General features: G+C 70.2%; 14 protein-coding genes. 6 read left to right on the forward strand and 8 right to left on the reverse strand.

The genetic code is table 11. The annotated features are described in order from the left end of the window. Nucleotides 1-410: 410 nt before the first annotated feature. The 5 genes from AMYBE_RS0127355 to AMYBE_RS0127375 all read right to left on the reverse strand — a co-directional run bounded on the left by AMYBE_RS0127355 (nt 411) and on the right by AMYBE_RS0127375 (nt 7,659). Nucleotides 411-1,694 (reverse strand): M20 family metallopeptidase, encoded by a 1,284-nt coding sequence (locus AMYBE_RS0127355; RefSeq protein WP_020662591.1) that lies wholly within the window; start codon nt 1,692-1,694, stop codon nt 411-413. Nucleotides 1,695-1,886: 192 nt separating this feature from the next. Beyond that, nucleotides 1,887-2,198, reverse strand: a complete 312-nt coding sequence (locus AMYBE_RS0127360; RefSeq protein ID WP_020662592.1) for a hypothetical protein — start codon at nt 2,196-2,198, stop codon at nt 1,887-1,889. Between the two features lie 438 nt (nt 2,199-2,636). After that, nucleotides 2,637-3,626, reverse strand: a complete 990-nt coding sequence (gene meaB, locus AMYBE_RS0127365; protein ID WP_020662593.1) for a methylmalonyl Co-A mutase-associated GTPase MeaB — start codon at nt 3,624-3,626, stop codon at nt 2,637-2,639. 2 nt (nt 3,627-3,628) lie between these two features. Further along, entirely contained in the window at nt 3,629-5,797 is a 2,169-nt protein-coding gene (gene scpA / locus AMYBE_RS0127370) for a methylmalonyl-CoA mutase (protein ID WP_020662594.1), read from the reverse strand. Then, nucleotides 5,794-7,659, reverse strand: a complete 1,866-nt coding sequence (locus AMYBE_RS0127375; RefSeq protein WP_020662595.1) for a methylmalonyl-CoA mutase family protein — start codon at nt 7,657-7,659, stop codon at nt 5,794-5,796. The genes scpA and AMYBE_RS0127375 overlap by 4 nt, the downstream gene beginning before the upstream one ends. Before the next feature lie 134 nt (nt 7,660-7,793). Between AMYBE_RS0127375 and AMYBE_RS0127380 the strand changes: the two genes are divergently transcribed. Beyond that, nucleotides 7,794-9,638, forward strand: coding sequence for a serine/threonine-protein kinase (locus AMYBE_RS0127380; protein WP_020662596.1), 1,845 nt, complete (start codon nt 7,794-7,796; stop codon nt 9,636-9,638). Here the strand turns inward: AMYBE_RS0127380 and AMYBE_RS0127385 are convergent. Beyond that, a complete protein-coding gene (locus tag AMYBE_RS0127385) occupies nt 9,613-10,266 on the reverse strand; it encodes a MerR family transcriptional regulator (protein WP_020662597.1) in 654 nt (217 codons plus the stop codon). The two genes, AMYBE_RS0127380 and AMYBE_RS0127385, sit on opposite strands and share 26 nt — an antisense overlap. 296 nt (nt 10,267-10,562) lie before the next feature. Between AMYBE_RS0127385 and AMYBE_RS0127390 the strand changes: the two genes are divergently transcribed. The 3 genes from AMYBE_RS0127390 to AMYBE_RS0127400 are packed head-to-tail and all read left to right on the forward strand — an operon-like array spanning nt 10,563 to nt 12,657. Then, entirely contained in the window at nt 10,563-11,450 is an 888-nt protein-coding gene (locus tag AMYBE_RS0127390; RefSeq protein ID WP_020662598.1) for a hypothetical protein, read from the forward strand. After that, complete coding sequence (locus tag AMYBE_RS0127395) at nt 11,447-11,875, forward strand: ABA4-like family protein (protein WP_020662599.1); 429 nt, start codon at nt 11,447-11,449, stop codon at nt 11,873-11,875. Before AMYBE_RS0127390 ends, AMYBE_RS0127395 begins: the two co-directional genes overlap by 4 nt. Continuing rightward, nucleotides 11,872-12,657, forward strand: a complete 786-nt coding sequence (locus AMYBE_RS0127400) for a purine-nucleoside phosphorylase (protein ID WP_020662600.1) — start codon at nt 11,872-11,874, stop codon at nt 12,655-12,657. The genes AMYBE_RS0127395 and AMYBE_RS0127400 overlap by 4 nt, the downstream gene beginning before the upstream one ends. 72 nt (nt 12,658-12,729) lie before the next feature. Here AMYBE_RS0127400 and AMYBE_RS0127405 read toward each other — a convergent pair whose 3' ends face one another. Further along, entirely contained in the window at nt 12,730-13,878 is a 1,149-nt protein-coding gene (locus AMYBE_RS0127405) for a glycosyltransferase (RefSeq protein WP_020662601.1), read from the reverse strand. 57 nt (nt 13,879-13,935) lie between these two features. On the opposite strand from AMYBE_RS0127405, the gene AMYBE_RS0127410 reads away from it, so the two are divergent. Both AMYBE_RS0127410 and AMYBE_RS0127415 read left to right on the forward strand, forming a co-directional pair. After that, nucleotides 13,936-15,564: a phospho-sugar mutase gene (locus tag AMYBE_RS0127410; RefSeq protein ID WP_020662602.1), complete on the forward strand. Its 1,629-nt coding sequence runs from the start codon at nt 13,936-13,938 to the stop codon at nt 15,562-15,564. Nucleotides 15,565-15,583: 19 nt separating this feature from the next. Beyond that, nucleotides 15,584-16,033: a flavodoxin family protein gene (locus AMYBE_RS0127415; RefSeq protein WP_020662603.1), complete on the forward strand. Its 450-nt coding sequence runs from the start codon at nt 15,584-15,586 to the stop codon at nt 16,031-16,033. Between the two features lie 413 nt (nt 16,034-16,446). Here the strand turns inward: AMYBE_RS0127415 and hisS are convergent, their stop codons facing one another. After that, nucleotides 16,447-17,742 carry a histidine--tRNA ligase gene (hisS, locus tag AMYBE_RS0127420; protein WP_027928069.1) on the reverse strand — a complete coding sequence of 432 codons (1,296 nt, stop codon included), beginning with the start codon at nt 17,740-17,742 and terminating at the stop codon, nt 16,447-16,449. Nucleotides 17,743-17,778 lie beyond the last annotated feature (36 nt).

Below are 17,778 nucleotides of genomic sequence, written 5' to 3' on the forward strand. Positions count from 1 at the left end.
GGGACCCTGTGGATAACTCCACGTATTCGGGTGCTCCGCCGGACCCACCGGCCACCACGCAATACCACACGACGGAGGCTCACCCACACGGGCATCCGGCATCGCAGCGCTCACAAATAATCGCGTTCCGTGACCGAATTCGGCGGCCGGCACCCGCACTGAGAACACGCCGAAAACGGCCCTGATCCACGAAGAACCGTTGTCAGGTAACGGAAATCTTCCTAGCGGAGGTGACCGCGGGCAGCCGGGCAAGATCAGCTCCAACGTCCGAAATCTCGCACCGCAAGCAGGCTGTGACGGCACCTGACACGACCATCGCAACGCCAAGTAACCCGCCGCTGACACCCCCGCGAGAGGGACACCTCTCCCCCTCCTGAGTTATCCACATTGGCTCGCGGCCTGTGGATAACTCAGGCCAGGGTGGCCAGCGCGGTGTGCACCAAAGTGCGAATGCCGACGAGCAGCGCACGCTCGTCGAGAACGAATGTCGGGCGGTGAATGTCGGCCTGCGGAGCGGGCGGGCCGGACCACACGCCGAGGCGCGCGAAGCCGCCCTGGACGTGTTCGAGGTACCAGCCGAAGTCCTCGCCTCCGGAGGACTGTTCCGTTCCGGCCAAGCCCTGCTCACCGACCGCGGCTTCGACGCCGGCCCGCATCAACGCGGTCGATTCCGCGTCGGAGACCACCGGGGGCACGCCGCGGCGGTAGTCGAGTTCGAAGCCGACTCCGGTCGGGGCCAGCAGCGACTCCACCGCCGACGCGACGAGCGGCTCCAGCGCTTTCCACACCTCGTGGTCCGCGGTCCGCAGCGTGCCGCGCAGCACACCGTCCTGCGGGACCGCGTTCGCGGCCTGGCCGGCGTGCACCGCGCCCCACACGAGGACGGTGCCGGAGCGCGGGTCGACGCGACGGGACAGGACCGAAGGCAACGACGTGATGACCGTGCCGAGCGCGTAGACCAGGTCCGCCGTCAGGTGCGGTCGCGAGGTGTGGCCGCCGGGCGAGGTCAGGCGGAGTTCGATGAGGTCGGCGGCGGACGTGAGCGCGCCCACGCGAGTGCCGACTTTGCCGACTTCCAGGCGCGGGTCGCAGTGCAGTCCGTAGATGCGCTCGACGCCGTCCAGCGCACCGGCGGCGATCATGTCCAGCGCGCCGCCGGGCATGACCTCCTCCGCGGGCTGGAAGATCAGCCGTACGCGGCCGGGCAGTTCGGGCGCGCCGGCGAGGGCGCGACCGGCGCCGAGAAGGATCGCGGTGTGCGCGTCGTGGCCGCACATGTGCGCGGCACCCTCGGTAGTCGACGCGTAGGGCAGCCCGGTCTGCTCTGTCAGCGGCAGCGCGTCGATGTCCGCACGCAGCGCGACGCAGCGCTCGCCCTTGCCGATGTCGCACACGACGCCGGTGCCGCCGGCCAGCACCGACGGCTTCAGTCCGACCGCGCGCAACAGCGAGACGATCAGCTCGGTCGTCGCGAACTCCTGCCGCGACAGTTCCGGGTGGGCGTGGATGTGCCGCCGCCACGCGAGCACGTCGGTCGCGTTCGCGCGCAGCCAGTCGTCCAGCCAGAACGGGCCGCGGCCCGCGCCAAAGTCCTCCACCGGAGCCATGCTGACGCCGGCTTCGGACAGCAGCGCGCCGGGCGCCGCGATCGGGTGGTCACCTGGAACGTTCGGCCGTGAGTCCAGCACCGTCACGCCGCACCTCCTCCCGCAACACGAGCGCCGGGGGTCACGCAACGTGCCGATCGATCTGTCATACGCATTTGCAGATGATCGTGCACCATGCAGGTGGCAAGCGGCGGCCCGGCAGCCGACGGCCTAGACGGCCGGTATCGGATCTGCGGCGAACGGCGGCCCGGAGTTCGGCCAGGGCGAACGGCGGAAAGCTCAGCCCTGCGCCTTGCGCTTCTTGATCCGGGCCCGGCGGCCGAAGAACACGATCGCCAGCAGCACCGCCGCGATCCCGCCGGCGATGAGGTTCTTCTTGGTCTTTTCCGAGTTGGCCTTGTCGGTCTGCGACGGGTCCAGCACCGGCCCCGGCGGGGCCTGATGGACGCCGTTCACCTGCGTGATCGCCGTCTCACCGACGAGCACGACCGCCGCGGGCGCCGACGGCGCTGCCTCCGCCGACGCGGGCAGCACCCCGGTGAGCAGCACGCCGAGCACTCCGGCCAGCAGCAGTCCCCGCACCTTCGCCATGACATCCCTTCTACGCCGTTGTGGAGCATTGTGCCCGTCGAAACCGGACCGCGTCAGCCCCCACGGGGTGGAGCCCGCCCGCTCGCCCCGCACCGACGACCGCCGAGCGCAACCAGCCCGGGGAACGACGAAAGACCCCTTGCGCTCGGCGGATTCCCACCACAACCCGAGGAAGTTTCGGAATGGAGCGGCGAGGGCGGGCCGGCGAAACGGTTCGGATGCGGCCAGCGGAGTCCGCCGGAGGCTTGCCGGCGAAGACCGGGACCAAGCGCCACCAGCAATGTTGGCACATCGCCAAAGCTGGACATGCCGTCGAGTTCGAGAAGCGCGAGCGGAACGGAGACCGCTTTCGGCGGCCGCGTCCGCGAATCGGAGATGTTGACGGCTCGCCAAAAACCCGGCGAGTCACCAGCCCGGCGACGAACGAACCACCCGCCGTCAAGCGGACCCCGAAAACGCCTCCAAAATCCGCTGCGCGGCCAACGTGGCGGTCAGCTCGCCGTCGCGCACCGCTCGCTCCACTTCCCCCACCTGCGCCCGCACCGCAGGATGCGCGGTCAGCCGGTCCAGCAGCTGCTCCCGGACCATCGCCCAGGTCCAGTCGACCTGTTGCCGCTTCCGCCGTTCGGCAAGATCACCCGATTCGGTGAGCACCTCATGATGCTTCCCGATCGCCGCCCAGATCTCGGCGAGCCCGCGGCCTTCCAGCCCGCTGCACGTCAGCACCGGCGGGGTCCACAGCGCGTCCTTGCCGTAGATCATCCGCAGCGCGCCCTGCAGTTCCCGCGCCGCACGCTTGGCGTCGCGTTCGAACGGGCCGTCCGCCTTGTTCACCGCGATCACGTCGGCGAGTTCCAGCACGCCCTTCTTGATCCCCTGCAACTGATCGCCGGTCCGTGCCAGGGTCAGGAAAAGGAAGCAGTCCACCATGTTCGCCACGGTCACCTCGGACTGCCCGACCCCGACCGTCTCCACCAGCACCACGTCGAATCCGGCCGCCTCCATCAAGACGATCGTCTCGCGGGTCGCCCGTGCGACGCCGCCCAGCGTGCCGGAGGTCGGGGACGGGCGGATGAACGCGTTCGGGTCCACCGCGAGCCGGGCCATCCGGGTCTTGTCGCCGAGGATCGAGCCGCCGGTGCGGGTCGACGACGGGTCCACCGCCAGCACCGCGACGCGGTGGCCGGCGCCGGTCAGGTCAGTGCCCAGCTGGTCGATGAAAGTCGACTTGCCGACACCGGGTACGCCGGTGATGCCGACCCGGCGCGCGCCGCCGGAGTGCGGCAGCAGCTCGACCAGCAGTTCCTGCGCCTGGCGCCGGTGGTCGTCCCGGTGGGATTCGACCAGGGTGATGGCCTTGGACAAGGTCCCCCGATCGCCGGCGAGGACGCCTTTCGCGTATTCGCCGACGTCGACGCGCCGCGCCAAGGTCAGGACTCCTGTGCGGCCAGCTGCTCGAGCAGGCCGATCGCGGCGTCCGCGAGCACGGTGCCCGGGCCGAAGATCGCGGCCGCGCCCGCCTCGCGCAGTTCCGGGTAGTCCTGCGGCGGGATCACGCCGCCGACGACGACCATGATGTCCTCGCGGCCCAGCGCGGCGAGTTCCTCGCGCAGCGCCGGGACCAGCGACAGGTGCCCGGCGGCCAGCGACGAAACGCCGACGACGTGCACGTCCGCCTCCGACGCCTGGCGGGCGACCTCGGCGGGGGTGGAGAACAGCGGGCCGACGTCGACGTCGAAGCCGAGGTCGGCGAAGCCGGTGGCGATCACCTTCTGGCCGCGGTCATGACCGTCCTGCCCCATCTTGGCGACCAGGATGCGCGGACGCCGGCCTTCCTCTTCCGCGAATTTCTCGACCAGTTCGCGGGCCTTCTCGACGTTGTCCGACTTCCCCACCTCTTCCCGGTACACGCCGGAGATCGTGCGGATCTGGCCGGAGTGGCGGCCCCAGTTCTTCTCCAGGGCGTCGGAGATCTCGCCGACAGTCGCCTTCGCGCGGGCAGCGTCGATGGCCAGCGCGAGGAGGTTGCCGTTGTTCTGCGCGCCTTCGGAGAGGCGGCGCAACGCGTCTTCGGTGGCTTGCGGGTCACGCTCTTCGCGCAGCCGGCGCAGCTTCTCCAGCTGCTGCGCGCGGACCCCGGCGTTGTCGACCTTCAGTACGTCGATCTTCTCGTCGTCGGCGACCTGGTATTTGTTCACACCGATGACCGGCTGTCGTCCCGAGTCGATACGCGCCTGCGTCCGTGCGGCCGCCTCTTCGATGCGCAGCTTCGGGATGCCCTCGTCGATCGCGCGCGCCATGCCTCCCGCGGCTTCGACTTCGGTGATGTGGCCCCACGCCTTGCGCGCCAGGTCGTAGGTGAGCTTCTCGACGAACGCGCTGCCGCCCCACGGGTCGATGACCCTGGTGGTGCCGGATTCCTGCTGCAACAACAGCTGTGTGTTGCGCGCGATCCGTGCGGAGAAGTCGGTGGGCAGTGCGAGCGCCTCGTCGAGAGCGTTGGTGTGCAACGACTGTGTGTGCCCCTGGGTCGCAGCCATCGCTTCGACGCACGTACGCGTGACATTGTTGAAGACGTCCTGCGCGGTGAGCGACCAACCGGACGTCTGAGAGTGCGTACGCAGCGACAGCGATTTCTGCGACTTCGGGTCGAATTGCTTGACCAATTTCGCCCACAGCAGCCGCGCGGCGCGCAGTTTCGCGACCTCCATGAAGAAATTCATCCCGATCGCCCAGAAGAACGACAGCCGCGGCGCGAACTTGTCCACGTCCAGACCGGCTTCTACGCCCGCGCGGAGGTACTCGACGCCGTCCGCGAGCGTGTAGGCCAGCTCCAGGTCGGCGGTCGCCCCGGCCTCCTGCATGTGATAGCCGGAGATCGAGATGGAGTTGTACTTCGGCATGTGCTGCGAGGTGTAGGCGAAGATGTCGGAGATGATCCGCATCGACGGCTGCGGCGGGTAGATGTAGGTGTTGCGGACCATGAACTCCTTGAGGATGTCGTTCTGAATGGTCCCCGCGAGCTGCTCCGGCTTCACCCCCTGTTCCTCGGCCGCGACCACGTACAGCGCGAGCACCGGCAGCACCGCGCCGTTCATCGTCATCGACACCGACATCTTGTCCAGCGGGATGCCGTCGAACAGCTGGCGCATGTCGTAGATCGAGTCGATCGCCACGCCCGCCATGCCGACGTCGCCGGACACCCGCGGGTGGTCGGAGTCGTAGCCGCGGTGGGTGGCCAGGTCGAACGCGACCGAAAGGCCCTTCTGCCCGGCCGCGAGATTGCGCCGGTAGAAGGCGTTCGACTCCTCGGCGGTGGAGAACCCGGCGTACTGCCGGATCGTCCACGGCTGGTTGACGTACATCGTCGGGTACGGCCCGCGCAGGAACGGGGCGACGCCCGGGTAGGTGCGCAGGAAGTCGACGTCGGACAGGTCGGCCGCGGTGTAGACCGGCTTCACGCCGATGCCCTCGGGGGTTTCCCAGGCCAGCGCGTCCGGACCTTTTCCAGTGGCGTCCTGCACGGCCCGCGCCCACGCGGCGCGGTCGCCCGGTTCCGGCGTGCCGAGGGGAATGCCGGCGAAATTGGGGATCGTCATGCGGACACTCCCAGCTTGCGGTGGAGGCTGGTCAGAATTTCGAGCGCGTCGCAGCCGGCGTACAGGTTGCCGTCGATTCCGTCGTAATTTCCCTTGCCCGCGAGCAGCACGCTGACCGCGTCCAGGGACGCCGCGACGGTCGCGGCCTGTTCTTCGTAATCGGCGTCGGTTCCGCACACGCAGGCGACTTTCGCGCCGCTTTCGCGAAATGCGCCGGGCAAGTCGTCGGTCGCGCCGGGGTTGACTGCCTCGATGCCGCCGGCCTGCAGCAAGTTCGTCGCGAAGGTGGCGCGGCCGGTGTGCGCGGCGACCGGGCCGAGCGTGGCCAGGAAGACCTTCGGGCGCTCGCCGTGTTCGGCGAGGTACGCGTCGGAGGCGTCACGCAGCTTCTCGTATTCCTCGGCATAGCGGTGCCGGGGCAGCCCGCCGTCCACAGTGGACGGAAGCGGTTCGCGCGAGACCGGTTTCTCTGTCAGGTTCGGGAATTCGCTGACGCCGGTGAGCGGGTCGCGCCGCGTGGCGAGCCGGCCGGCGCGCTTCGCCCAGGTCTGCGCCAGCCGTCCGGCCAGTGCGCCGGAGGCCAGCTCGGCCTCGATGCCGCCCGCGCCCTCGATCGCGGTGAACTCGCGCCACGCGGCCTCGGCGAGCTCGTCAGTGAGCTTCTCGACGTACCAGGAGCCGCCCGCCGGGTCGATGACGTTGCCCAGCTTGGACTCTTCGATCAGGATCGCGTTGGTGTTGCGGGCGATCCGCGCGGAGAACGCGTCCGGCAAGCCGATCGCCGCGTCGAACGGGAGCACCGTGACCGCGTCCGCGCCGCCGACACCGGCCGCGAACGAGGCGACGGTGGTGCGCAGCATGTTCACCCACGGGTCGCGCTGGGTCAGCATCGACGGCGACGTGACCGCGTGCTGGTGCATCCCGCGCGCCTCGGCGGCTGCGCCGGAGACCTCCAGCACCCGGTCCCACAGTCGTCGCGCGGCGCGGAACTTGGCGATGGTGAGGAACTGGTCGACCGTCGCGGCGAGCCGAAATTCGATCTGCGCGGCGGCGGCAGCGAGGTCCAGCCCGGCTTCGGTGAGCGCGCGCAGGTAGGCGACGCCGGCCGCCACGGTCGCGCCGAGTTCCTGCGCGTCCGAGCCGCCTGCCTCGTGGAACGGCAGCCCGTCGGCGACGATCGTGCGCACTTTCGGGTACTTCGAGGCAACCCTCGCCGCCAATGCGGCGGCCGGGCCGAGCGGGAGCGAGTCGCCGGTGCGCGCCGAGGTGCCGATCGGATCCGCGCCGAGCGTGCCGATCGCCTCGCTGGCCGGGATCTCCCGCTCGGCGAAAAGATCGAAAAGAGCCTGAGCTGCGGGTTCGTACTCGGCACCGGCGTCGAGGACCACCGGCGCGAGGCCGACGTACACCTCGTTCAGCGCATCCGCGAGCGCATCGACCGGGAGCGCGCCCTCGCCGAGCCGCAGCCACACCGACGAGGCGCCGCCTTCGAGGTCGGCGAGGATCGCCGCGTTGGCCGCACGCGGATCTTCGCGCTGGTGCCGGACCCGGATGTCCCAGCCCGTCTCGACGACGCCGTCCGGACGAGTGCCGCGGACGAACGGCGGCAGCCCGGGGAAGCCGAGGTCGCCAACGGAGTCGTCCGCGGTGTACAGCGGCTGGATCTCGATGCCGTCGTAAGTGCGCGAAACGAGCTTGCTCTCCGGCGCGCCCGCGAAATCCTCCGGGAGCCGGCCGCTTTTGCGCAGAACTCCGGCCACCAGCTCCTGCCACTGGGCGCGCTCCGCGACGGGAAACTCCGCGGCGAGCGCGAGCCCGGGCTCGGAGTGCGGCGCGGACTCCGGACCAGCCAGGTTCGTCATAACTTGTGATGGTAGAGCCCGGCCGCTACCCGCACCTGTGACGCTGCTCGCCCCGGGCCCTTCCCCCTATCCGGTGAATCCGGGCAGAAGGTGCTGAGTCGAAGAGTGTCGGCCCCTTGCGCCACAATCAGGGGGTGCCCTCGGAGAACAGCGACCTGGACCAGCCCGGCAACGCCGACAGCACCGGCTCGGCAGCGCCCGAGCCGTCAGCGGGCGGCGACCAGCCGAGGGTCGTCGCGGGCCGGTACCGGTTGCGCTCCGTGCTCGGGTCGGGGTCGATGGGCACCGTCTGGTCCGCTTACGACGAGTTCCTGCACCGCCCGGTAGCCGTCAAAGAGATGAAGGTGCCGCCGGGCATTCCGGCGGCGCAGGCCGACGAGCTGCGCGAACGCACGCTGCGCGAGGCGCGCGCGATCGCTGTCTTGTCGCATCCGAACGTGATCACCCTGCACGATGTCGCGCGCGAGGGCGACGCGCCGTTCGTGGTGATGGAATTGCTGCCGTCGCGGAGCCTGGCGCACCTGCTGCGCGACCACGGTCCGCTCACCGTCGAGCAGGCTGCGGCGGTCGGGATCGCGGTGGCCGCCGCGCTGGAGGCGGCGCACGAGGCGGGCATCACGCACCGTGACGTGAAGCCGGGCAACGTACTGGTGGCCGGCGACGGCCGGATCAAGCTCACCGACTTCGGCATCGCGCGGAACGTCTCCGAGGCGACCATGACGCGGACCGGGATCATGCTCGGGTCGCCCGCGTACATCTCGCCGGAGGTCGCGTCCGGCGGCGCGGTCACGCCGGACGCGGACCTGTGGGGCCTCGGGGCGACGCTGTTCGCCGCGGTCGAGGGCGCGCCGCCCTATGACGCGGACGGCGATCCGCTGGAGACAGTCGGCAAGGTCGTCAACGGGAAGGTGCCGCGGCCCAAGCCCGGGCCGCTCGCGGACGTCATCACCGCGTTGATGAAGAAGGAGCCGGCCAAGCGGATCTCGCTGCGCGAGGTGCGCCACCGGCTGTACCCGATGCAGAACAAGGCGGCGCTGGACCTGTTCGGCCCGGAGCTGTTCCGGACGCCGGACGGAAAGAAGACGACGGCGCACCTGGACGCGACGGACACCCAGGTGATCAAGACCGTCGCACCCAAACCGGAGGGTGCCGACCAGCCTGCCGCGCTCGCCGCCGATCCTGGCCCGCTGCCATTCCTGCGCGGTGCCGGGACCGGCGCGGCGCCGGCGATGCCCGCGCCCATGCCCGCGCCGATGCCGGTTCCGCCGCCGCCCGTGGCGAGTGCCGCGTCGCGACGCGGCACTCGGGCCACCGTCGGGTTGTCGGTGACCGCGGTGCTGTTGTTCGCGATCGCGGTGGGCGGCGGGTTCGCGCTGGCCCGGGTGGCCAGCGGGCAGGACCTGTTCCCGCCGAAGAGCCAGCACCTCCGGCAGGCCAGTGCCCCGGGCACCCCGGGCGCGGCGAGCACGCCGCTGAAATTCGTCCCGCAGCAAGGCAATGCCAGCTCGAACGCGAACGTCACCCGGGACAGCCAGTACACGCTTTCGGTGCCGGCGGACTGGCCGCGGTTCATCGCGGCCCGGAAGTCGTCGTTCGGGGCGTCCACGGTGGTGCAGTACGTGTCGCCGGACGGACGGCAGTCGCTGCGGCTGGAACTGATCCCCAAGTTCTTCCAGAGCTTTTCCGAGAAGGACGCGGTGGAGGCGCTGAAACAGTCGTCTTCGCAGGACTCGCTCTACAACGTCCGGGCTCCGGACCGGACGAGCTACGGCACCGAGCTCGCCTTCCGGACGGCCGAGCGGGGGCAGGACCGGTCGTCGAATCCGGCCGCGGGAATCGTCCGGACCACCTACGGACTGCTGAAGCAGGCCGGGGACTCGCTGTGGCTGCTGTCGCTGACGACGCCCGGCGAACAGGAGGAAGCCGGCGCGAAGACGTTCGCGCAGATCGAACCTACGCTGGCGGTCGCCGGGAGCTGACCGGCATCCGGTAGGTCGGGTACCGGCGGCGGGATTCCGCGGCCTGCGCGAGCCGGCGCAGCCCTTCGAACATCCGGTCGCCGAGCACCGTTCCCACCACCGCCGCTTCGACGATCCGGTCAAGGGACTGCTGGACGTCCACCGTGTCCAGGTCGACGGCGGCCACTTGGTCGGCGATGTCGGCGTAGTCGTCGATACGGGCCAGCAGTGCGTCGTGGCCCAGCGCTCGAATGGTGCAGAGGGTGCCGATCAGCGCCGGCGCGACCACGTGCTCCGGGCCGAATTTCCAGCCGTGCTTGGCGGCCAGCGCGGAGAGCAGCTCGATGGCCCACTGGCGGTCTTCCTCGGCCACGTCCGCAGCCGAGCCGGTCAACGCGCGCTGTGCGACGCCCAGCACGTTGTGCGTCGCGGTGCCTTCGTCCACCGCCCGGACCACTTCGCGGACCGTCGCCACGGACAGGCCGCCGACCTCGATCAGCGCACGCACCAGCTTGAGCCGCTGCACGTGGGTCTCGTCGTAGCGGGCCTGGTTCGGGCTGGTCCGCTCGCCGGGCGGGAGCAGGCCTTCCCGGAGGTAGTACTTGATCGTGGCCACCGGGATCCCGGACTCGGCGCTCAGCTCTGCCATCCGCACCTCTGAACCCTAACTTCCGGGGAAAACCCTGAGGACTCCTCAGCATGGATAGTCTAGCTTTCCATAATAGACAGCTTCACTATCCATCCTGGGAGGACCGCATGACCCGCAACGCACCCCGCTCCCCCAATGTGGCATTGGGTGCATCCCACGCACCCAATGCCACATTCGGTGCATCACATGCACCCAATGCCACATTGGGGGCATCCGCTGTCGACCCGCAGGTCACGGCGTCGAGCACTGCCCATTCGCGGACCTGGCACCGGCCCTCGCTGTGGTTCGCGGCGGTGATGACAGCGGCCGTCGTCGCCTCGGCGCTGGCGATGCTGATCGACCGGCGGACCCTGCTGGGCGCACCGGTCTGGGCGAAACTGTTCAAGTTCGCGGTGTCCGGCGGGCTCTACTTCTTCACCTGGAGCTGGCTCGTCTCGCTGCTGCCCCGGTTCCGGCGGACGGCGAACGTCTTCACGAACATCGCCGTCGCGACGTTCGCCGGCGAGTACGTTCTGATGGCTTTCCAGGCCGCGCGCGGCCGGCCCAGCCACTTCGCCAACACGAGCCCGTTCGACAACCTGCTGTTCCAGGCGATGGGCGGCCTGGTCGCCGGGCTCTGGCTCGCGACGCTGGCGGTCACGATCCTGCTGATGTTCGTCCGGCTCGAAGACCGCGGTCTGCACTGGGCGGTGCGCACCGGTGCGGTGATCGCGCTGGCCGGCGCCGGGCTCGGCGGGCTGATGCTCGGGCCGACGCCGCAGGAGACCGCGACGATCGCGGCCACCGGGCATTCCGACCTGATCGGCGCGCACACGGTCGGCCTGGCGGACGGCGGACCGGGACTGCCGCTGCTCGGCTGGAGCACCGTCGGCGGGGACCTGCGGATTCCGCACTTCGTCGGCATGCATGCGCTGCAAGCGTTGCCACTGCTGGCCTTGGCGCTCGTTCTGCTCGCCAAGCGGCTCCCCCGACTGCGGGACAACGCGGTGCGAGCACGGCTGGTCTGGACCGGTTCCTTCGGGTACGCGGGGATGGTCGGGCTGATCCTGTGGCAGGCCGAACGCGGCGAATCGATCGTCCGCCCGAGCGGGACGACACTGGCCGCCGCCGGAATGCTCGCCGGCGCGATCGCGGCCGCCGGAGCACTGTCGCTGCTGGTTCCGACCCGGCAGGCCGTTCGGTGACCGAGCTGACGGTGTTCGCCTGGACGTTCCCGGTCGCGGTGCCGTTCTGGGTGTTGCTGATCCTGCTGCCCGGCTGGAGCCGGACGCGCCGGATCATGGCCTCGCCCTGGGTCCCGCTGGCGCCGTTGCTCTGGTACTTCGTGCTGGCGATCCCGCATTTCGCCGAGCTGTGGGCGGCGATGCGGCGGCCGGATCTCGGGGTGCTCCAAGGGTTCCTGGCCACGCCGTACGGTGCCGCGCTGATCTGGGCGCAGCTGATCGCGTTCGACCTGTTCCTCGGCCGGTGGATGTTCTTCGAGGCGCGCACGCACCGGATCCCGTGGTGGATCGTCAGCCCGCTGCTGCTGCTGACGATATTCCTGTCGCCGTTCGGCTTGGTCGCGTTCCTCGGCGTGCGCAGCGCCCGGATACGCTCGGCGGCATGAGCAACCTGGAGGAGGCGGCCGCGGCCGTCATCGCCGAGCGCACCGGCGTCGAGAAGCACGACATCGCCGTGGTGCTGGGTTCGGGCTGGCGCCCGGCCGCGGACGTGATCGGAACAGCCGACGCGGAGATCCCGTTCGGCGACCTGCCCGGCTTCACCCCGCCCGGCGCCGTCGGCCACGGCGGCACCGTGCGTTCCCTGCGGATCGGCGACAAGCGCGCACTGATCCTGCTCGGCCGCACGCACTACTACGAGGGCAAGGGCATCGACCCGGTCGTGCAGAACGTGCGCACCGCGGCGGCCGCGGGCGCCCGCACGGTTCTGCTGACCAACGCCGCCGGCGGCCTGCGCGAGGGGATGCGCGTCGGCCAGCCGGTGCTGATCTCCGACCACCTGAACCTCACCGCGCAGTCGCCGATCGTCGGCGCGAACTTCGTCGACCTCACCGACCTGTACGCGGCGCGCCTGCGCGACCTGGCTCGCGAGATCGACGATTCGCTGGAGGACGGCGTGTACGCCGGCCTGCCCGGCCCGCACTTCGAGACCCCCGCCGAGATCCGGATGCTGCGCACCATGGGCGCGGACCTGGTCGGCATGTCGACCGTGCTGGAAGCGATCGCCGCCCGCGCCGCCGGCCTGGAGGTTTTCGGCCTGTCCCTGGTCACCAACCTGGCCGCGGGCATGACCGGCGAACCGCTGAACCACGAAGAGGTGCTGGAAGCCGGCAGGCAGTCCGCGGAACGGATGGGCTCGCTCCTGCAGAAACTCGTCACCCGCGCCTGACGCCGCACCGGCGAACGTCCGTGAAGGGAACATTGAGGGACTCTGAGTCCCTCAATGTTCCCTTCACGGGTTTCAACCCACGTACGCTCCCAACCCGGCCGCCACTTCCTCCGGCGAAGGCATCCCGGCCACTTCCGCCGCCAACCTCCGCACCGCGTCCGCTACCGCGCTGTCGGCCAGCAACCGCCGAGCCGACTCCCGAACCGCCTCCGCGGTCATCGCCTCCCCCACCAGCTGAGCCCCCACGCCGGCCGCGACCACCGCGTCCGCGTTGGTGTACTGATCCGCCCCCTGCGGCAGCACCAACTGCGGCGCCCCGGCTCCGAACGCCCCCAGCGTCGTCCCGCTCCCTCCGTGGTGCACCACCAAATCGACGTGCGGCAGCAACTCCGCCTGCGGCACCCAAGACTCCAGCCGCACGTTGCCCGGCACCTCCCCCAGCGCCGCGACGTCCACCGCCGGCCCGGTGGCCACCAGCACATCCGCGTCCAGCGCGGCCAGCCCCCGCACCGCCTCCGCCAGCAGGTGCGCCTGTGCATGCCCGGTGCTGCCGAGCGTCAGGTAGATCAACGGCCTGCCGCGGTCCGCCACCCCGGCGGGCAACTCGCCCCCGTCACTCCAGCCGACCGGCCGCAACGGCACCCGCCGCGCCCCGGCGACGAACTCCGGTGCCTGCACCGACTCCGGGCAGATGTCCACGAACGGATGATCCCAGAACACCGCACTGTTCCCGGTCAGCCCGGCCTCCTCCGCGAGGACGGTGAACTGCTCCCGGATCGGCACCATCAGATCGCCCGCAGAAACCCTGCCAAATCCGTGTGCCATTGATGGAATACCCGCGACATGCGCGGCAAACGCCCCGCCAGGATTGCCCATTTCGTACACCAGGAGATCCGGTTTCCGGTCCGCGATCACCGGTGCCAGATCCGTCATGAACCGGGCGGGCATCACCCGCCCAAACGCCCGCCCGATCCCCCGGGCCAGCTCCTCCCGCGGCACCTCGTGCCGCTCCCGGGTATCCCCGGCGAACGCCTCCCCGAACGCTTCCGGCAGCGTCATCCCCGCGGCGACCGGCTCGAGACCGGCTTTTTCCACCGCAGGATGGAACTCGGGGGCCGTCGCATAGACCACGTCGTGCCCGGCAGCGCGGGCCGCCCGGGCCAGCGGCAGCAGCGGGTACAGGTGGCCGTACGAGGCGAGCGAAGTGAAAACAATGCGCATAACTCCAACATATCGCCAAGGACCGACCGGTTTTCCGCTTCCGCGTAGGCTGGGCCGGTGTCCGACAGCCTCGATTCCCGCCTCCGCGACTCCGCCTACCGCTGGATCGCCGACGATCCGGACCCGGCCTCCCGCGAGGAGCTGACCGAAGTCCTCGCCCGCGCGATCGGCAAGGTCCCCGGCGCCGCCGCCGAGGTCGCCGACCGGATGGCCGGTCCGCTCGAATTCGGCACCGCCGGACTGCGCGGGCCGGTGCGCGCCGGGCCGAACGGCATGAACGTCGCGGTGGTCACGCGGACCACCGCGGGGGTCGCCGCCTGGCTGACCGCGCACGGGCACGCCGGGGGTGTGGTCGTGGTCGGCCGCGACGCGCGGCACGGGTCGGAAGCGTTCGCCACCGCGGCGGCCGAAGTGCTGACCGCGGCCGGGTTCGCGGTGAAGGTGCTGCCCCAGCCCCTGCCGACTCCGGTGCTGGCGTTCTCGGTGCTGCACTACGACGCGGTCGCCGGGATCCAGATCACCGCGTCGCACAACCCGCCCGCGGACAACGGGTACAAGCTTTACGACGCCACCGGCGGGCAGATCGTCCCGCCTTCGGACGGCGAGATCGAGCAGGCGATCCAGGCCGCCCCGCCCGCGCGCAGCGTTCCGCGCGCGCCCGGCGCCGAGGTCGTCGACCCGCGCGAGGCGTACCTGACCAAGGTCGCCGAGCTGCCGCACGGCTCGACACGGGAGCTGCGGATCGCCGCGACCGCGCTGCACGGCGTCGGCGCGGAGACCGTGCGGGCCGCGCTGGCTCAGGCGGGCTTCGCCGATGTGCACCTGGTCGCCGCGCAGTCCGAACCGGACGCCGATTTCCCCACGGTTTCGTTCCCGAACCCGGAGGAGCCCGGCGCCACCGATCTGCTGCTCACGCTGGCGTCCGAAGTGGACGCCGACCTCGCGGTGGCACTCGACCCGGACGCGGACCGGTGCGCGCTCGGCGTCCGCGGACCGGACGGCTGGCGGATGCTGCGCGGCGACGAGACCGGCGTGCTGCTCGGCGCGCACATACTGTCCACAACGGACAGCACGGACCCGCTGGTGGCCACCACCATCGTGTCCTCCTCGCTGCTCGGCGAGCTGGCGAAGGAAAAGGGCGCGCGTTACGCGGAAACGCTCACCGGGTTCAAGTGGCTGGTCCGGGCGGGCGACGGGCTGGTGTTCGCGTACGAGGAGGCGCTCGGGCTTTGCGTGAACCCGAGCTTCGTGCGGGACAAGGACGGCATCGCGGCGGCGGTCGCCGCCGCGGATCTGGCCGCCACGCTGAAGGCCGAAGGCCGGACGCCGCTGGACGTGCTGGACGACATCGCGATCCGGCACGGCGTGCACCTGACCGATCAAGTGTCGTTGCGGGTCACCGATCTCTCCGTCCGCGGCAGGCTGATGGCGGCGCTGCGATCGGCTCCGCCGGGCACCCTCGGCGGCGTGCCGGTAACGCTCGAAGACCTGCTGCCGGACGCGGACGTGCTGCGGCTCAGCGGCGACGGCGTCCGGGTGGTCGTGCGGCCGTCCGGCACCGAACCGAAGCTCAAGGCATACCTGCAGGTGGTCACGCCGGTGACCGGCGAGCTCGCCGACGCGCGGCGCACCGCGACCGAATTGCTCGACGTGGTCCGGGCGGAGATCGCCGACCTGCTGCGCTGAACCGAAGCCGAGGAGAATCATGCCGACGTTGTTGATCGTGCACCACACTCCGTCCCCTTCGATGCAGGCGATGTTCGAAGCCGTACTGGCCGGCGCGAACCATCCGGACATCGAAGGGGTCGACGTGGTGCGCCGGCCCGCGCTCGGCGCGACCGCGGCCGACGTGCTCGCCGCGGACGGCTATCTCCTCGGCACGCCGGCGAATCTGGGCAGCATGAGCGGCGCGTTGAAACATTTCTTCGACACCGTGTACTACCCGTGTTTGGATGCCACGAAAGGCCATCCATTCGGGGCGTATATCCACGGAAACAACGACACGTCCGGAACGGTGCGGCAACTCGACGCGATCACCACCGGACTCGGCTGGGCCAAAGCGGCGGAACCGGTGCTGGTGACCGGCGAACCGGACAAGGCCGCGCTGACAGCGTTGACAGAACTGGGCGGGACGCTTGCCGCGACTCTCATGTGAGCGCCCGCCGCTCGGCTGAGCGGCGGCGAAAAGTGTCGCCCGGACCCGGTGAATAGCGCTGCGGCCAATGGAGAAAAAGTAAGAGGCCTGTCACCGGAAGCCCTGGGGGTCGACCTCCGGCAACAGGCCAGATCGAGGGTTCGCTGCGAAGGCGATCAACCTCGACTTCCCAAGGGTACTACAAAGAACCGATCATGACGAGCCCGCGTCGGCAACGAAGCGTGTTCGGGTTGCGACCGAGGGCTCCGAAACACTCGGCAAGTCCATTATGGACGGTCAATTCGGACCGGCGGCCGCGGCTGATTCCCGCCTCGCCAGCCGCCGCCGAGGACGAAACCGCAGCGCAACACCGGTCCGGCGCTCAACGGCGGAGGCGGGCGCCGACCGGATGACCGGCACCCGCCTTCGAAAAATCACTCAGCCGAGATCAGCGCCCGCACCGCCGCGGATGCCTCGGCCAGTGGGACCTGCTGTTGCTCGCGGGTGGTCAGGCTCCGCACGGTCACGGCGCCGGCCGCCCAGTCCTCCTCGCCGACGATGACGACCGCCACCGCGCCCGCTTTGTCCGCGCGAGTCAGCTCCTTGCCGAGCTTGCGCGGCTCCAGCGGGGTCGACGTGCGCAGCCCCGCCTTGCGCAGCGCGGTCGCGACCTCGCGGGCCGGGTCGGCCAGGCCCTCGGTGACCGGGATGACCATGACGTCGACCTCGCTGCGCGGCACCGGGGTGAGGCCGTGCGTGTCGAGGAAGTCCATCAGGGTCACGTCGCCCATGCCGAATCCGATGCCCGGGATCCGCTCCTTGGTGAACATCGACGCCAGGTCGCTGTAGCGGCCTCCGCCGAACAGCGCGCGGCGGTTCTGCGGCGAGGTGTCGAAGACCTCGAACACGGTCGACGTGTAGTACGCCAGGCCGCGCACGATCAGCGGTTCGTAGCGAACCAGGCTCGCCGCGCTGCTGGACAGCACCTTGACCAGGTTCGACTCCGCTTTGACCGACTCGGGCAGCTCGTCGAGCAGGGCCGGACCGGCCGCGAGGACCTCGGCGAGCTTCTCGAACTGCTTGTCCGGCAGCCCGATCTCCGCGGCGCTCGCGGCGTGGTCCTCGGCCGAGGTCTTCTCCCACCGGTCCACGAGCGCGAACACCGCGGACAGGTGCTCCGGCGCGATGCCGACGACATCGGTCAGCGCGGACGAGAGCAGATTCCGGTCGTTGACGCGCACCGCGAACAGATCCGGGGTCGCGCCGAGCGCGGCCATCAGATCGTGGATCAGCTCGAACATCTCGATCTCGCAGTTCGCGCTTTCCGAACCGAAGATGTCGGCGTTGATCTGCCAGTGCTCGCGGACCCGGCCGCGCTGCGGACGCTCGTAGCGGTGGCAGTTCGGGTGGCTGTACCAGCGCACCGGGAATGAAAGCGACTTCGCGTGGCCGGCGATCATCCGGGCCACCGACGGAGTCATCTCCGGGCGCAGCGCGAGCCGTTCGCCGCCGCGCGTGGTGAGCGTGTACAGCTGCTGGTCGGCGATCTCCTGGCCGGACTTCCGCTCGTAGACCTCGGCCTGTTCCAGGATCGGCCCGTCGTAGCGGAGGTAGCCGTAGCGCTCCAGCACCTCGTAGAGATGGCCGAACACCTGCGTACGGACGGACATTTCGGCGGGGAGGAAGTCTCGGGTCCCCTTGACAGGCGCAGTCGACAGGTATTCAGGCACGTCATCCAGCTTAACGACCCGTCGCCAGCCGATTTG

The sequence above is a fragment of the Amycolatopsis benzoatilytica AK 16/65 genome (genome assembly GCF_000383915.1).
GTDB lineage: Bacteria > Actinomycetota > Actinomycetes > Mycobacteriales > Pseudonocardiaceae > Amycolatopsis > Amycolatopsis benzoatilytica.